General features: G+C 57.7%; 14 protein-coding genes. 9 read left to right on the forward strand and 5 right to left on the reverse strand.

What is annotated here, in order from left to right; all coding sequences use genetic code 11:
- On the forward strand, nt 1–298 hold a 298-nt coding region (locus tag DFP85_RS04055; protein ID WP_208108445.1), incomplete at its 5' end, for a TauD/TfdA family dioxygenase.
- 114 nt (nt 299–412) lie between these two features.
- Here the strand turns inward: DFP85_RS04055 and DFP85_RS04060 are convergent.
- Complete coding sequence (locus DFP85_RS04060) at nt 413–4,618, reverse strand: sensor domain-containing protein (RefSeq protein WP_243737198.1); 4,206 nt, start codon at nt 4,616–4,618, stop codon at nt 413–415.
- Nucleotides 4,619–5,458: 840 nt separating this feature from the next.
- Nucleotides 5,459–7,156 (reverse strand): EAL domain-containing protein, encoded by a 1,698-nt coding sequence (locus tag DFP85_RS04065; protein ID WP_133635046.1) that lies wholly within the window; start codon nt 7,154–7,156, stop codon nt 5,459–5,461.
- Between the two features lie 173 nt (nt 7,157–7,329).
- Here DFP85_RS04065 and DFP85_RS04070 point away from each other — a divergent pair, with 173 nt between their 5' ends.
- Nucleotides 7,330–8,175 (forward strand): HD-GYP domain-containing protein, encoded by an 846-nt coding sequence (locus DFP85_RS04070; RefSeq protein WP_133635047.1) that lies wholly within the window; start codon nt 7,330–7,332, stop codon nt 8,173–8,175.
- Nucleotides 8,176–8,203: 28 nt separating this feature from the next.
- On the opposite strand, the gene DFP85_RS04075 is transcribed toward DFP85_RS04070, so the two are convergent.
- The 3 genes from DFP85_RS04075 to flgA all read right to left on the reverse strand — a co-directional run bounded on the left by DFP85_RS04075 (nt 8,204) and on the right by flgA (nt 9,757).
- Nucleotides 8,204–8,650 carry a flagella synthesis protein FlgN gene (locus tag DFP85_RS04075; RefSeq protein WP_133635048.1) on the reverse strand — a complete coding sequence of 149 codons (447 nt, stop codon included), beginning with the start codon at nt 8,648–8,650 and terminating at the stop codon, nt 8,204–8,206.
- A 3-nt stretch (nt 8,651–8,653) separates the two neighbouring features.
- On the reverse strand, nt 8,654–8,932 hold the full coding sequence (gene flgM / locus DFP85_RS04080) for a flagellar biosynthesis anti-sigma factor FlgM (protein WP_243737199.1): 279 nt from the start codon (nt 8,930–8,932) through the stop codon (nt 8,654–8,656).
- A 90-nt stretch (nt 8,933–9,022) separates the two neighbouring features.
- A complete protein-coding gene (gene flgA, locus DFP85_RS19275) occupies nt 9,023–9,757 on the reverse strand; it encodes a flagellar basal body P-ring formation chaperone FlgA (RefSeq protein WP_133635050.1) in 735 nt (244 codons plus the stop codon).
- Between the two features lie 162 nt (nt 9,758–9,919).
- Between flgA and flgB the strand changes: the two genes are divergently transcribed.
- The 7 genes from flgB to DFP85_RS04120 all read left to right on the forward strand — a co-directional run bounded on the left by flgB (nt 9,920) and on the right by DFP85_RS04120 (nt 14,964).
- Nucleotides 9,920–10,336, forward strand: a complete 417-nt coding sequence (flgB, locus tag DFP85_RS04090; protein WP_133635051.1) for a flagellar basal body rod protein FlgB — start codon at nt 9,920–9,922, stop codon at nt 10,334–10,336.
- 30 nt (nt 10,337–10,366) lie between these two features.
- Complete coding sequence (gene flgC, locus DFP85_RS04095) at nt 10,367–10,771, forward strand: flagellar basal body rod protein FlgC (protein ID WP_133635052.1); 405 nt, start codon at nt 10,367–10,369, stop codon at nt 10,769–10,771.
- A 2-nt stretch (nt 10,772–10,773) separates the two neighbouring features.
- Nucleotides 10,774–11,457: a flagellar hook assembly protein FlgD gene (locus tag DFP85_RS04100; RefSeq protein ID WP_133635053.1), complete on the forward strand. Its 684-nt coding sequence runs from the start codon at nt 10,774–10,776 to the stop codon at nt 11,455–11,457.
- Between the two features lie 11 nt (nt 11,458–11,468).
- On the forward strand, nt 11,469–12,683 hold the full coding sequence (gene flgE, locus DFP85_RS04105) for a flagellar hook protein FlgE (protein WP_133635054.1): 1,215 nt from the start codon (nt 11,469–11,471) through the stop codon (nt 12,681–12,683).
- A 5-nt stretch (nt 12,684–12,688) separates the two neighbouring features.
- Nucleotides 12,689–13,444, forward strand: a complete 756-nt coding sequence (locus DFP85_RS04110) for a flagellar basal body rod protein FlgF (protein WP_133635055.1) — start codon at nt 12,689–12,691, stop codon at nt 13,442–13,444.
- A gap of 31 nt (nt 13,445–13,475) precedes the next feature.
- Entirely contained in the window at nt 13,476–14,258 is a 783-nt protein-coding gene (flgG, locus tag DFP85_RS04115; RefSeq protein WP_133635056.1) for a flagellar basal-body rod protein FlgG, read from the forward strand.
- An 82-nt stretch (nt 14,259–14,340) separates the two neighbouring features.
- Nucleotides 14,341–14,964, forward strand: a complete 624-nt coding sequence (locus tag DFP85_RS04120; RefSeq protein WP_424955077.1) for a flagellar basal body L-ring protein FlgH — start codon at nt 14,341–14,343, stop codon at nt 14,962–14,964.
- The last annotated feature ends 70 nt before the right edge of the window (nt 14,965–15,034 follow it).

A 15,034-nucleotide genomic window follows, 5' to 3' on the forward strand; every position in this document is an offset into this window, starting at 1 on the left:
CGACTTCCTGCGAGGGCCCCTGCAGGCGCCGTTCGAGGAGGTGGAGCCCGCCTATGAGGCGCTGATGACGCTGCAGCGCATGCTGCATGAGCCCGCGTTCACCATCCGCTTCACCTATCGCCCCGGCGACCTGGTGATCTTCGACAACCGCCGCCTGCTGCATGCCCGCGATGCCTTCGAGGGCGCAAGCGGCCACCGCTGGCTGCAGGGCTGCTACATGGAGCGCGACGAGATCCGCTCGCGCTACCGTATGGTGCTGCGCGCACGGCGCCAGCGGCAGGTTACCGCCGAGGCCTGAGCGCCTCATCATGTAGCCCCCTTCGCAGCATTTGACTACCTGCAGGGACCCGAGGACTTGATTACCCCGGGACCTTGCAGATTGGTGGCCCTGAATGACTGATCAGCCGGGTACCTACAATTTCCCGCCTCGGTTGTGATGTTCCTTCAGAAAAGGCACTAGCGCTTCAAGCGGCATGGGCCGTGCAAAGTAGAAGCCCTGGAAAGTATTGCAATGCTGCTGGCACAGATAAGTGTACTGAGACTCGGTCTCGACCCCTTCAACCACCAAATCCAGCCTAAGTTTTCCGGCCATGGTGACCACACCCTCGATAATGGCGGCATCGCGGTGGTCACTGACTACCTCCCGCACGAACGAGCGATCGATCTTGATCTTGTGAATCGGAAGATGTTTGAGATAGCTGAGGCTGGAAAACCCGGTGCCAAAGTCATCTATGGCAATCCTTACACCACTCTCGCGCAACGCCTGAAGGGCCTCAATGACCCGCTCTGTGCTGTCCATCAACACACCCTCAGTAAGTTCTAGCTCGAGCAGGGATGGAGTAAGCCCGCTTTCTTCAAGCGTACCCATGACACCAGAGATGAAACCTGGGCGCTGGAAGTGCATGGGAGAGACATTAACTGCCATGTGCAAGCTGCCCAAGCCCATGTCGTTGAGTCTGGCAGCATCCCGGCAAGCAGTGGCCAGAACCCAGTCACTGATCGGGATGATCTGACCGGTATCCTCGGCTAGGCCGATGAAAGCTCCCGGAGAAATGTACCCCCGCTCGGGGTGATGCCACCGCACAAGCGCTTCCACACCAATCACATGGCCGCTAGGGGCATGAAACTGTGGCTGGTAATGGAGTTCGAACTGCTGCTTCTCAACGGCTAGCTGCAAGTCGTTACGCAGGGTGACCCGTTCACTTACCTTCTTATTGAGATCTAAGGTGTACCACTGCGAGGTGTTGCGACCTTGCCGTTTGGCCTTGTACATGGCCAGGTCGGCCTGTTGGATCAACTGCATGGGTTGTTCGATCTCACCATCACACAGGGTGATACCGATACTCGCAGTAATGCGTAGTTCGTTATTATCAATATGGTAAGGTGCCGAGACTCGATCGAGCAGGCGCTGAACGACCGGCATCACATCGTTCTCACAGGCCAGATCAGGAAGCACGATCACGAATTCGTCGCCGCCGAAGCGAGCCACGGTATCGCCGGGGCGCAGCAACTCTTCAAGGCGGCTTGCGACATCCTTCAGGATGCGGTCACCGGTGTCATGGCCCAAGGTGTCGTTGATAGGCTTGAAGCCATCCAGGTCCAGGAACAGTACCGCCAGGTAGCGCTTATAGCGGTAGGCAATCTGACACCCTTGGGCCAGTCGATCTTCCAGCAGTGCTCGATTGGGTAATCCAGTCAGAGCATCATGGCTGGCGTTATAGGCTAGCCGAGACTGGTACTCCCTCTGAGTGGAGATATCGTTCTGCACACCGATGAAATGCGTCACCTTTCCCCTGTCGTCACGAACCGGTGAGATATAAAGGTCATTCCAGAAGGTTGTCCCATCCTGACGGTAGTTACGGATGACGATATGGACATTTCGCTCAAGGGCGATACCCTCGCGCAGTCTCAGTATGGCGCGCGACTCGGTATTTTCACCCTGGAGGAAGCGACAGTTCCTGCCCATAGCCTGCTCCCTTGAGTAGCCCGTGATCCGTTCGAAAGCGGGATTGACATAGACAATGGGGAGGTCAGGCTGCAGGGCATCACATATCACGACGCCGTTGACGCTTGAAGCGACACTGCTCTCGAGGATACGCAGCTGGCGTTCGGTCGCTTTGCGTTGGTTAATGTCGCGGAAGTAGACCGCCAAGCCCTCTTCAGATGGATAAGCATTGACCTCCACCCACAGGTCCAGCAACGGATTACATTCCTCGAAGTGGGCAGAACGGCCGGATACCATTGCCTGGAGGTACTCGGTCTCAAATCGCGTTCCCACCGCTTCCGGGAAGGCCTCCCATACATTGCGGCCAAGCAGTGTGCCAGGATCGCGTTGAAGCAGGCGCTCGGCTTCCCGATTGACGTAGCTGAAGCACCAGTCGCCATCAAGGGTGAAGAAGCCGTCCGTGATGCTTTCCAGAGTAGTGGTGAGGCGATCGGCCAACCGAGAGACCTCAGCCCCGAGCCGGTGCTGTTCGGTGATATCCTGAGTCGACCCCTGGGCCTGAACGATTCGGCCTTCGTCATCGTAGACGGCTTGGCCAATCACCCGCACTCTAATATGTCGCGGCTGGGCGGTGATGACCTCAAATTCCTCATCGAAGGGAGTCCCTTCATGGCAACAGGCCTCGAACACGGTACGGATGCGCCGACGGTCCTCGGGTGCATAGTAGGCAATAGCCTGATCCAAGGTAGGCTGGAAGCCGGCAGGCTCGTCATGGATGGCACAGACTTCATCGGACCAGATCGGCAGACCAACCGACAGATCGACGTACCAACCCCCTATCAGTGCTGTTTTCCCGACGATATTGAAGAAGTGCTCATGTCGCCGAAGAGCCAACTCGTTTTCCCGACGGGCGGTGATATCTCGGGCAACCACATAGATCACCTGCTCCTGGCCGAGCGCGGCATTGATCTCGACCCAGCGGCGCCGTTCATCACTGTCCCGAATCCGTGCCACCAGTTCCCTGACAGTAAAACCGGCGGCCAACCGCTGAATGGCTTCTGCGATGCGTGGGTGGTCCTCTTCCCATACCAGACAGGTGTAGGGCTGGCCGATGAGGTCCGCCGGAGTAAACCCCAGCTGGTGCTGGAAGGCAGGATTGACCTGAAGGAAACACCCCTCCAGGTCGACGCGGCAGAACAGGTCAGCCGACAGCGTGAAGAACTGGTCACGTTGCTGGAGCGCAGCCTGAGTTGCCTCCTTGGTGGACGCCAGGCGGCTGCGACGCTGTTCCGCTATGCGATACAATTCCTGGCTCACCATCAGGACCAGGGTCAGCACTAGACCAGCCAGCAACAGAAGGGTTGGGAGCAGGTTAAGGTCGCGCAGGTAGCCCGTATCGAGTAATCCGGAGATTCGCCACTCGCCACCACTGGCGAGCGACATCGTGCGGGAGGCGAATACCACTCGTTCTCCGAGATTTCCTACAAGACAAGGGCCATAGAGCAGACCGTCAGCCTCATGCAACTGAACAATGAAATGATCAGAATCCTGGCTTATCTGGTCTTCCAGCATGGTGGCAATGTTCAGTGTAACAACCAGCCACTGGCTGGAAGAGTCGACTATCGATAGCGGCATGGCCAACAACATCAATGGCCTGCCATCAGTTGCGTACATCACTGGACCAGCATGTTCACCAGTGTAGTGGTCTGCATTGTTGATCCATCGGAGGTGTTCAGCTTTGGAGAGGTAGCGCCCAAGCCATTCACGAGCACTCGTGCGTTTCACTGCAAGACGCCTCGGGGTTTGATCACTGTCGAGCACCGCGATCAGCTCGAAAGCGGAAATATCCCGGAGGTAGCTCGTGGACTCCTGTTGCCAAAAAGCATCGGCCAGCTCCGGCAGATTTTCCCAGCGCTCTCCCTGACGCTGCAAATATAACTCGTGGCGCCTCAGTGCGGCTTGTGTGCCACTCTCGGCTCTGGCGAGGGCATGCTCACTCTGGCTGACCAGCGTTTCGAGATTCTGCTGGCTGAGAAGGTACCAGCCACCTGTGGTCAGCAGGCCTCCCGCCAGGGCTGCGGCCAGCGTTGCTGTCGAAATGGGCATGGCCGCTACCGAATGACGGGGACGTTCCTGAGTCAGCAGGACAATGCCAAGACCAAACAACAGCAAGCTCCCCCCTGGCGCCGCAATATGATGCCCAGGCCAGGTTATGGAGATCTGGTTGGTAGTCGGTAGCCAACCAAAGAGGAACGCTATGCCGCCCATGGCCATCAGCGTCATGCCCGCCACCCGCGACAGCGAACGCCAGGTGCCTCCAAATGTACTCACCAGCAACCCGCAAGCCGCTAACCCGAATAGCAGGGTTCCCCAAGGCCCAGTGCGTGGATAGTCTGCGAACTGCCAGCTGCCGCCTGGCAGCAGTCGATAAACCACGAGGCCAAGGAGGATCAGGGAGGCAACACGGCTAGCGACCTGCATGCCTCGTAACCGACATAGCAGAGCCAGGCCGATCAACCCGACAGCGAGAGTACTATCCGGGAGAATCAAAGCACTCAAGGCTTTACTTTTCTCTTCCACGAGAGCGTCAAGCAGGCCAAAGATCGCAGTGCTCAAGCAAGCCAGAGCCATTAACAGTTGGAAGCAAAGTCGTGCGAACAGGGGGCGTATCATGATCTTCTCATCAGGGAAATTTTTGTTTGAATAGACCAAGCATCAGGGTGGTAATAGGATAAGAAAATCCAGGGAATTCTGTGTAACCTCCCTATCCAAAAATCGCAATTTTAACTCGATTAGACATCGGATTCCCGGAGCATGAGCCGCCGGGTCACTGAGCCTCAACACGGGAGGTGCCTCGGCGAAAAATCCTCATGAGAAGCTCGCCATTCTCTGGCTCATGAAATTCAACGTGTATCAACGCGGTTAAGCCTATGCTGCTTGCTGTGTAGCAATACAGCACTAGCTGTCTTATCGACTCCAAGGGCATTTTCTTGAATGTAAGGCGTCCTGGCGATTGATCTACCAGCGGAAGGGGCGTTTGACAACTTGCAAAAGATATTGGCACAGAACTCATTAAGGATCAAACAGGCCCGTCGGAAACACTTCAGGCTGAATTTGTCAAGACGCACCTAGCATTATTCAGACTTCATCAACCGTGGGACGTCTGGCCAATAAGTGATATCTTCAATAGTCTGCTGAAGCATGAAAATGCAGTGATGTACCTAGCAAAACATGCAGGCCTCTACCTTGTGGAGCCATGACGTAAAGAGTGATGTGTTAGCCACCTGCTCAACTTAATTTACCATGCCTCGGTGGTTTTATCCTGTTTCGCCCCACATTCTATCGGCATGGACTATAGCGATTTCCTACGAAGGTACCGGAAGAAGATAGCGCCAAGTTAAAGAAGCTCCTTTACCTTTAAGAGTTGAAATTTTCCATAAATAAATCAACCCAAGACCCCATCCGGGAAAGCTCAGAACCCTACCCCAATCTAATGTGACATGAGCGGCTCAATTAAATCGTATCTCCAGGAACATTGGCACGCTCAGACAGCCAATCCTTGAGTTTCACGGAAGATAATGGAGCGCTAAAATAATTTCCCTGGCCATGACTAATGCCTAACGAACGCACCGCTTCAGCTATCTTGAGGCTTTCAATACCGACTACGATGCTGTTGACCTCTAGAGACGACATGAAGCTATGAAGGGATCTCATAAGCTTTCGACTGCTCACACGACTATCGACGCTGGATACCAGCTCACCATTTATCTTCGCCTTGGAGACCGGAAGCATCGCGAAGATACCCACGTCAACGGCCTCATTCCCGATGCCGTCGACGGCTATGGAAAGCCCCAACTGGGAGAGCCTTCTGAGAAGGTGCGAGTGCTCACGCACCTGCCCCTGAAGGCCATAATTGGCTATTTCAAGGGTCAACCAATTGAGCACCGGTGCCGCATCTCGCAGAAAGCGATCCAGTGGAAGGGCCGACATGACGCCTTGATCAAGCGACTGTTGATCCACATTCACGGAGACCTGAAGCTTGTCCAGGCCAGCTCCCAACGACTGCCAATTCTTCCATTGATTGATTACCTGCATCAGCACCCAGCGATCCAAGCGAGGCAACAACCCCATTTTCTGCGCCTGGGGGAGAAAGCCTCCTGGCGGCAGGATCTCACCACCAGGGTGACGCCAGCGGATCAATGCCTCCACCCCAATACACTTTCCAGTATTAAGTTCAACTTGCGGTTGGTATACCACACTAAAATGCCTATCTGGCTCAAGTATGGCATTCTGAAGTTCAAACTCTAGCTTCTGTTGCTCCCTCATTTTCCTTGAGAGCAGCTTGTCATGATATGCCAACTGCCCAGCACCACGCCGCCTGGCAGACTTTACAGCGGAATAGGAACTTGCCAACAGTTGATCTGGTGTATCACCATCTCGAGGAGAGATTGAAATCCCCAGGCTTGCTGTCAGCAGAGTACGCCCTTGGGACAGTTGAAACGGAGGGTCAAAGCTTTCCTGAACACGTGATGCGACAACCTGCGCCTTATCCGGAATGGCATCATTATCTAGAACAACAACAAACCGACCACTCTCCACCCTGGCCAACGTATCTTCCGCTCTTAGTGCCTGACTGATTCTGTCGTAAACTTGACACTGCAACTCATCGCACCCAGCGCCACCAAGAACCTGTGATAGCTCGTCGAACCTATCAATCTCTATGCAGAGCAACGTCACGGCACTTTCATTCCGACTTGCACGAAGCAGAGCATGCTGAACTCTATCCAGAAGAATGCGTTTCTTAAGATCAAATTCTGTCTCAGCGCCGAGACTTCCCTCATCGCCTGATGACACTATTACAAGCCAAAGCTCCTCTCTTGCTCCATTACTATGGATCTTGTGAGACTTAAATGTAACAGCAACCTTATGGTGATCAGCGTGTCGAAAAAAGCCTTCGCCTTCCAGAGGCATTGAAGGCAACGTTTCAGAGATCTCATTGTCCAGCAAGGCAGTCAAGTCGCTCCCCTCCAATGCTCCGGGAGCATAGCCAAGGAGTCGGTGCAGCGAGGGGTTAGCGCTTTTCACCCGCCCATCCGACCCGACCACCATGATGCCCAGCGGCAGGTGATCCACTATCAAGCTAGCCAAGGAGGCAGGATGAAGGCTAAGGTTGGCACTCCGCGTGCCAGGCTCGAAGTCGGAGCTGTTCATGGTGGGCACTCTGCCTGGGCGGCTACACAGTCATGACAGCCTACGCTACTTTGGCCAGGATTGTGAACCGATTAAGGTCTAACAAGCGACGTTTTTTAATGATTTAGGTCAGCCATGTGTGCTGTATAAGATTCAACAGCGCATATCTTTCTTTCTGAAGCAAGGAGGGCTGCATGAACGAAAAGGAAACTGACCGGGTGGAGCCGGAGAGGGGAGACTCTCACCTTCAAGAGTCCCGTGATGCCATGGTCGAAGCCCTCCATCAGTTGAACCTGATACGCCTTCCTTCCTCGAGCCGCTCAAGCCCACAGGTAGTCGACGTGGTGAAGACCGTGCTGGAGCACCTGCCCGTGGATGTGAGCGCCAAGGACGTCACCGACGCATCCAGGCTCTTTGCACTGGGCCGCACTGTATGGTCGGATACCCTGTTGCAACAGCCAGCTGATCTGCTCTACCGGGAGGATAGGAAGTTATACCAACAATATCCAAAGACGGGTTATGAGATTGTTACCAAGCTCCCAGGGCTGGGGGGCGTGGCTGAACTTGTCCTCCACCATCAGGAGCGATGGAATGGCAGTGGCTTCCCTAACCGAGTAAAGGGGGAAGAAATACCTGTCGGGGCCAGAATAATCAAACTTTCCGTGGACTTCATCGAATACCAGAGAGGAATGATACTGAAGCGGCAAGTTGGCAGGCAGGACGTCTTCAAACTGATCAATAAATTTTCTGGAAGGTTCTACGACCCGGGTCTTGTCGGTCCATTCATTGATATCTGCAAGGAATACTCACCCGACCTCGGGATTGCAGACAAGGATGTCCAGGTCCTTGATACAAAGCGGGTAGAACCAGGCATGAAGCTCGCAAGAGATCTTTTCTCCAGCAGTGGGATCCTGCTGCTGAACGAAGGGAAGGTCTTTGACAGAGGCCTTATCGAGAAACTGAAGCGGTTCGAGAGCATGGAGCCAGACCCTTACACGCTCCTGGTACGCCCCGCATCTGAAGAGAGTGACGAGGCGTAAGCGATAAAAGCAACCAGCGTCACTTATTCTATGCCTTCAAGTTGAGACGGCTCTCACCACGCCCCGCCTCACCGCGGCGATTATAGAGTGCCCTACCCCTGGCTTCGGAAATCATGTTCAACAATCGCTGGTTTTGTTCCATGCGAAGCTGGATCATCCGGCCATTGCCATGATTATGGTTTGAGACTTGCTCTGCCACCTTGAGCAGCTCTTGCCATTCGGCCTCGCAGCCGTCCACTCGTACCACCTCAAGGGCGCGCTCAGGTGACGAAACGGCCTCACCCCCCATCAGCTCACGGCGTTCGGATGACAAGGCCCCGAGGCGTTCAAGCTGCTGTTGCTTGGATTCAGCCAGATGGACCAGCGCATCACCATCCACCTCCGCTTTGGCCAGTTGGTTTGCCTCCTCGTCGAGGAGTTCCATCAGCCGCCGCATTGCGGCCAGCTCGTCCACCAAGCAGTGGGCCAGGGTCATTGGCTAGTCCTTCCTCGAAAGGATGTCCTGAACACTCGCCAGCAGCCCTTCTGCGATCCGGTCTGCGCGAACCTCCAGCTTGCCTTCGCTGATTGCCTGGCGAATTTCATCCACTCGCGCCTGATCCACATCTTGGCCCGCTGAAGCGCCGGAGGCAGCGCCCAGATGAGCTACCGCGGATGGGGTGGAGGAGCCGGTTGGCTGAGGCTGCTGGGCCGACGGCTTGGCAGGCTTGGCGCCCTCGACCGGGCGCTGCGGCGGCTGCGTGTTATCGATTTTCACCAGGAAGACCTCATGAATGCGTGCATGCCAGCGTTATCGGCACAGGCACAAAGAACTTTAGCGCTGCGCCGCTACCATTGCGAACCCGCATCATGGCAGTACCTCCAGGCGAGACGCACCCACCACCCGGGCCTCGATCACCTCGCCGCCCCCCATTCGCACACGTAGCCAATCACCTAGCCCACCGGCATCAAGGGCTACCCCTTCCCGCTCAATCCGGAAGGCCGTACCCGTAGCACTGATGGTAACGGCCTGACGCCGTTCTACCAGCGGCTCTTTCTCAAGGAAAGCGGACCTCAGCTGAGTACCCGGCCTAAGGCTCCGCCTGGCCCGCATGGACTCGAGCTCTGCGGGGTCCCGAAGGACGCCATTAGGCAAGGATGCTAGATCCCCGCGCTCCCACCTCAACTGATCCAAGGTCACCCGCTCGCCTGTCGCAATCGGCTCAGCAACCACCAGGTAGTCGACGGGTAGCGCAACGTCAGCTCTCAGGTAGTGAGTCTCTCCTTGCTCAAGGCAGCGAACTCCCACGACAATTCGACCCCGCCGCATGTCAGCGCTGGGGGGCAGGAATAGCTCTCGTACAGCGCAACTCGCAGCATCCAGGCCTCTGGCAGAAACGCTCACCTCCGCCTGGTAACCGAGCTCGCGGGCTTCTTGCTTCAAGAAGTCGGCGATCTCGGCCTCGAGCGTGGCATCTCCAACAGCACTGAACGGCGCGAGAAGTAGCCACAGCCCGGAAAAACATGCCTTTACAACTTGCCAGCCACAGCGCCTGGCCTGCCTGGCGTATCGGCTATCGGCAGCCACAGACTCTCCCCCCATTGATCGCTCATCTAGATTCTATGCCGGTAAGGCCAGGAGCAAGACAGGAAATGGCACGCAAAAGACCGTCTGTTTCCTGCTTTGTCCTGACGGCGGCCTGTCTATTCTGCAGGCTGTTCGTTTTCCCGGTGGACCACCCGCCGATGGTCACGAGGGTCAATCATGATCGACAAGCTGGAAGGCGCGTTCAGTTTCCATCAAGCAGCGTTGGGGTTACGCCACCAGCGCCATGAGGTGTTGGCCAACAACATCGCCAATGCCGACACACCCAACTTCAAGGCCAGGGACTTCGACTTTGCGGCCGAGCTGGCCAGGGCCGTCAAGACCAGCCCCAAGGGCAACTCGGGCTCCACTCTGACGCTCACATCCTCACGCCATATACCCGGGAGCGCGCTGCAGACACCTCTCCCTGATCTGCTGTACCACACACCTGACCAACCAAGCATGGATGGCAACACGGTGGAAATGGAGCGGGAGAGAGTGAAGTTCGCCGACAACGCCGTGCGCTATCAGGCCAGCCTGACATTCCTCGAGAGCCGGATCCGCGGCCTCAAGAACGCCATGCAGCCAGAGTCTTGACCCTCCTGAACCTCGAGCGAGGAAGTGCCCATGACAATGTTCTCCGCTTTTGACATTGCCGGCTCGGCCATGAGCGCCCAGTCCCAACGCATGAACGTGACCGCCAGCAACCTGGCCAATGCCGACAGCGTGGCTGGCCCCGATGGAGCAGCCTATCGCGCCAAGCAAGTGCTCTTCCAGGCGCGTCAGCAACAGGGCACCGCTGGAGGAGTAGAAGTCCGCGGTGTGATCGAGGATCCCTCCCCCATGCGCCTGGAGTATCGACCCGAGCATCCGCTGGCGAATGAAGAAGGCTATGTGACGATGCCCAACGTCGACCCCGTGAATGAGATGGTCAACATGATTTCTGCCTCACGGTCCTATCAAGCCAACGTGGAGGTCATGAACACCAGCAAGCAGTTGCTGATGAAGACACTGACCCTGATCGAGAGCTAACCATGTCCACGACGATCGACAGTGCCACGCTGGCAAGGGTCAGCAGCACCCCGACGGCCCAGGCCAAACAATCAGCTGAGTTGCGCAACAACTTCATGGAGTTGCTGATCACCCAGCTGAAGAACCAGGACCCTCTCAACCCCCTCGAGAATCACGAGATGACCTCTCAGCTCGCCCAGATCAATACCGTCAATGGTATCGAAGAGCTGAACGAGACTCTGAACGGGATCACGGGGCAGATCGAGGCCAACCGCACGCTTCAGGCTGCCAGCCTGATCGGCCAGGGGGTTCTCGTTCCAGGAGACAGGGTGCTTGTCGAACAGGATGGTGAGGGGCAGAGCCATACAACGCCATTCGGCGTCATGCTGGACCAGCCTGCCAGCAACCTGCGCATCACCATCTCAGCCTCGGACGGCACCACCATCAACCAGTACGACTTGGGCCCGGCCCAGGCCGGGGTGCAATCCTTCAGCTGGGATGGGCGTACCCAGCAAGGCGAGCAGGCGGCTAGCGGTGCTTATCGCGTCCGAATCGAGTCCCTTAAGGGTCAAGAAGCCACCTCAGTACCCACCCTGAACTATGCCCAGGTGGGTGGTGTAACCCCCACCCAGGACGGCAACGTCAAGCTCGATCTGGGCGCCATCTATGGCCAGGTCGATATCCAGGACATCAAGCAGATTCTTTGAGGATATGATCCATGAGCTTTTCTCAAGCACTCAGTGGGCTCAATGCCGCCTCCTCCAGCCTCGGTGTGCTGGGTAACAACATCGCCAACGCCCAGACCGTCGGCTTCAAGGGCAGCAACGCCCAGTTTGCCGACGTATTTGCCAATGCGCAAGTCGGCCTCGGCACACGCGTCTCCGACGTGGTTCAGGACTTCAGCGACGGAAACCTGGAAAGCACCGGCAGGACGCTAGACCTCGCCGTCAGTGGCCAGGGCTTCTTTCGCTTCATGCAGGACAACCAGGTCGTCTACTCACGCAACGGCCAGCTGGGCCTGACGCCGGATGGCTACCTCACCAACAGCAGCGGCGCCCGCGTGATGGGCTACGGGCTGGATGACCCGACCGCGGTTTCCCCCAAGGTTCAACGCGGGGCACAGCCGGAGGTTCTGCAGGTTACTGCGGATGAGATGCCTGCCCAGGCCACCTCTCAGATCGACATGACGCTGAACCTGGACGCCCGCAACGATGCGGCCAATCCCCCCAACCAGGTGACGCTCGCCACTGGAACAGCGCTCGACTACCACTATTCGAACAACATGACGGTCTACGACTCTCTCGGCAACCCGAGGAGCATCACCGTGTATTACCAGAAGGTTGCGGATAACACCTGGACAGGCACTCCGGTCCTCGAAGGCGAGGCAGCCCTCGCGTTCAATCTGGCATTCGACACCAACGGCACCATGACCACGCCAGCTGCGGGGGCCATGCCGCCGGTTACCTTCGCGGGCGGTGGCGACGTCGATGATCTTCAGATCACCTTCAACCTGGCCGGCACCACCCAGTACGGTAACGAGTCCACAACCAGCGCCCTCACTCAGAACGGCTTCACATCCGGTGCCCTCGTCGGGATCTCCATCGAGGAAGACGGCACCATCCTGCGCAACTATACCAACGAGCAGTCCCGGCCTGCCGGCCAGATTGCCCTGGCCAGTTTCCGCAATGAGGAGGGACTCCGCCCCTATGGGGACAACGCCTGGCTGGCCTCGACCGAGTCGGGCGGTGAGCTCCTCGGCTCCCCCACCAGCGGATCACTGGGAAGCATCGCATCCGGCGTGGTGGAGACCTCGAACGTGGACATGGCCAAGCAACTGGTGGAGATGATCGTCGCCCAGCGCGCCTACCAGGCGAACTCGCAGACCATCAAGACCCAGGACGAGCTTCTGCAAACCGCCATCAACCTGCGCTAAGCATCATGGACAAGATCCTCTATACCGCCATGAGTGGCGCTCGTCAGAGCATGGAGCAGCAGGCCGTGGTCAACCACAACCTGGCCAACGCCACCACGTCAGGCTTTAGGGCTCAGCTGCATGCCATGCGAGCGGTGCCAGTCCAGGGAGAGGCGCGTCTGGACACGCGTGCCTCTGTAGTCGCCTCCACACCGGGCAGTGACCTGAGCGCCGGCCCGATCACCGCCACCGGACGCCCCCTTGATGTCGCCCTCGAGGGGGCTGCCTGGATGGCAGTACAGGACGCCCAGGGCAACGAAGCCTATACCCGCCGTGGCGATATCCAGATCGACGGCGACGGCATGCTCCACGTCGCAGGAAGGCCTGTGCTGGGTGCTGACGGCCCTGTTCTCGTTCCGCTGGAATCACAGGTCTCGATTGGTGCCGATGGCACCATCAGCGCGATCGCGCCTGGTCAGACGCCAGACACCATCGCCGAGGTGGGTCGGATCAAGCTCGTCACCACCGATGCACAGACTCTCGAGCGGGGTGATGACGGCCTTTTTCGCTCACGGGCCGGCGATGGCGGCATGGCGGCACTGCCGCGCAGTGAGACGGCCAAGCTTGCCACCGGCTCGCTGGAGGGCAGCAACGTCAGCGCCGTCGAGTCGATGGTATCGATGATCGATATTGCACGCCGTTATGAGATGCAGATGAAGGTCATTAGCTCGGCCGATGAAAACGCTCAGCGGGCCAACAGCCTGCTTTCTCTGCAAGGCTAGACCGCCAGCCCCCAACAGCAGGAAGTGACTCATGATCAAATCGTTGTGGACCGCCAAGACCGGTCTGGAGGCACAGCAGCTCCAGATGGATGTCATCTCCAACAACCTGGCCAACGTTGGCACCAACGGCTTCAAGCGATCGCGCGCGGTCTTCGAGGATCTGCTCTATCAGAACCTTCGCCAGCCCGGGGCGCAGAACGATATCCAGAACCGCCTGCCATCGGGGCTTCAGGTCGGCACCGGGGTAAGGCCTGTCGCCACCGAGCGACTTCATACGCAAGGCAACCTCGAGAACACCGAGAACTCACGTGACCTGGCCATCAACGGCCAGGGGTTCTTCCAGGTCATCCTGCCCGATGGCGAGATTGCCTATACCCGCGATGGCAGCTTCCAGCTGGACGCCAACGGCCAGATGGTGACAGCCAGCGGCTATCCACTCGAGCCCGCCATCTTCATTCCCGACAACGCGCTGAGCATCTCGATAGGAGAGGATGGCATCGTCTCCGTGACGCAACCGGGCGTCGCACAGGCCCTGGAAGTGGGACAGATCACGCTGGCAAAGTTCGTCAACCCTACCGGGCTGGAAAGCATCGGTGGCAACCTCTATCGCGAGACAGGCTCCAGTGGGCCAATGAACGAAGCCATCCCTGGCTCAATCGGCTCCGGAAGGCTCTTCCAAGGCTACGTCGAGACGTCGAACGTCAATGTCGTGGAAGAGATGGTCAGCATGATCCAGACCCAGCGCGCCTACGAGATCAACAGCCGTGCCGTGCAGACCAGCGACGAAATGCTGTCACGCCTCACTCAGCTGTAACCTGAACATGCCAAGGCACGCCATGCATCCGCTGTGGAACCTCGCACTCCCTCTACTGGCAGCCGTCGTACTGGGCGTCGCCATGACGGGCTGCGCCCAGATACCGCGCGCCTCCGTCGTGGGTGAGCAGGAGCAGATCAGCATCCCCGATCGTCCGGCGCCGATAGCCAATGGTTCCATCTATCAGGTACAGCGAGGCTATCAGCCCCTGTTCGAGGATCGCCGGCCGCGAACGGTCGGCGACATCCTGACCATCGTGCTCGATGAGGAGGTGAGTGCCAGCAAGAACTCGCGCTCCAATGCCAACCGCAGTGGTAACGCAGTCCTCGACACCTCTCAGGCGCCGGACGTGCTCGACATGCTGGCGGAGTACGGCTTCGACCTGTCGGGAGAAACGGGCTTCGATGGTGGCGGTGGCTCCCAGGCCAACAACTCCTTCACCGGCACGATCACGGTTTCCGTCGTCGAGGTCATGAACAATGGGAACCTTCGCGTCCGCGGTGAGAAGCAGATCGCCATCAATCAAGGCGTCGAGTTCATTCGGTTTTCAGGCGTCGTCAACCCGAGGGCGATCACCGGTCAGAATACCGTGCCCTCCACCACGGTTGCCGACGCACGCATCGAGTACGTCGGAGACGGCTACATCAACGAGGCACAGCACATGGGCTGGCTGCAGCGTTTCTTCCTGAACGTCTCCCCGTTCTAGTCCTGCCGGAGTATCAAAGCCCATGCCAACCTTGCCACCACCACTCGCAAGAACCTGCCTCCTATGTTGT

Origin of the sequence: Halomonas ventosae, from assembly GCF_004363555.1 — a bacterium.
Classification (GTDB): domain Bacteria; phylum Pseudomonadota; class Gammaproteobacteria; order Pseudomonadales; family Halomonadaceae; genus Halomonas; species Halomonas ventosae.

What these genes read in the sequence shown, in the direction of transcription:
- DFP85_RS04060 (WP_243737198.1), bottom strand. Translation starts at nt 4,618, where the DNA reads ATGATACGCCCCCTGTTCGCACGACTTTGCTTCCAACTGTTAATGGCT.
- flgE (WP_133635054.1), top strand. Translation starts at nt 11,469, where the DNA reads ATGAGCTTTTCTCAAGCACTCAGTGGGCTCAATGCCGCCTCCTCCAGC.
- DFP85_RS04075 (WP_133635048.1), bottom strand. Translation starts at nt 8,650, where the DNA reads ATGACCCTGGCCCACTGCTTGGTGGACGAGCTGGCCGCAATGCGGCGG.
- flgB (WP_133635051.1), top strand. Translation starts at nt 9,920, where the DNA reads ATGATCGACAAGCTGGAAGGCGCGTTCAGTTTCCATCAAGCAGCGTTG.
- DFP85_RS04100 (WP_133635053.1), top strand. Translation starts at nt 10,774, where the DNA reads ATGTCCACGACGATCGACAGTGCCACGCTGGCAAGGGTCAGCAGCACC.
- DFP85_RS04070 (WP_133635047.1), top strand. Translation starts at nt 7,330, where the DNA reads ATGAACGAAAAGGAAACTGACCGGGTGGAGCCGGAGAGGGGAGACTCT.
- flgA (WP_133635050.1), bottom strand. Translation starts at nt 9,757, where the DNA reads ATGGGGGGAGAGTCTGTGGCTGCCGATAGCCGATACGCCAGGCAGGCC.
- DFP85_RS04120 (WP_424955077.1), top strand. Translation starts at nt 14,341, where the DNA reads ATGACGGGCTGCGCCCAGATACCGCGCGCCTCCGTCGTGGGTGAGCAG.
- DFP85_RS04065 (WP_133635046.1), bottom strand. Translation starts at nt 7,156, where the DNA reads ATGAACAGCTCCGACTTCGAGCCTGGCACGCGGAGTGCCAACCTTAGC.
- flgG (WP_133635056.1), top strand. Translation starts at nt 13,476, where the DNA reads ATGATCAAATCGTTGTGGACCGCCAAGACCGGTCTGGAGGCACAGCAG.
- flgC (WP_133635052.1), top strand. Translation starts at nt 10,367, where the DNA reads ATGACAATGTTCTCCGCTTTTGACATTGCCGGCTCGGCCATGAGCGCC.
- DFP85_RS04110 (WP_133635055.1), top strand. Translation starts at nt 12,689, where the DNA reads ATGGACAAGATCCTCTATACCGCCATGAGTGGCGCTCGTCAGAGCATG.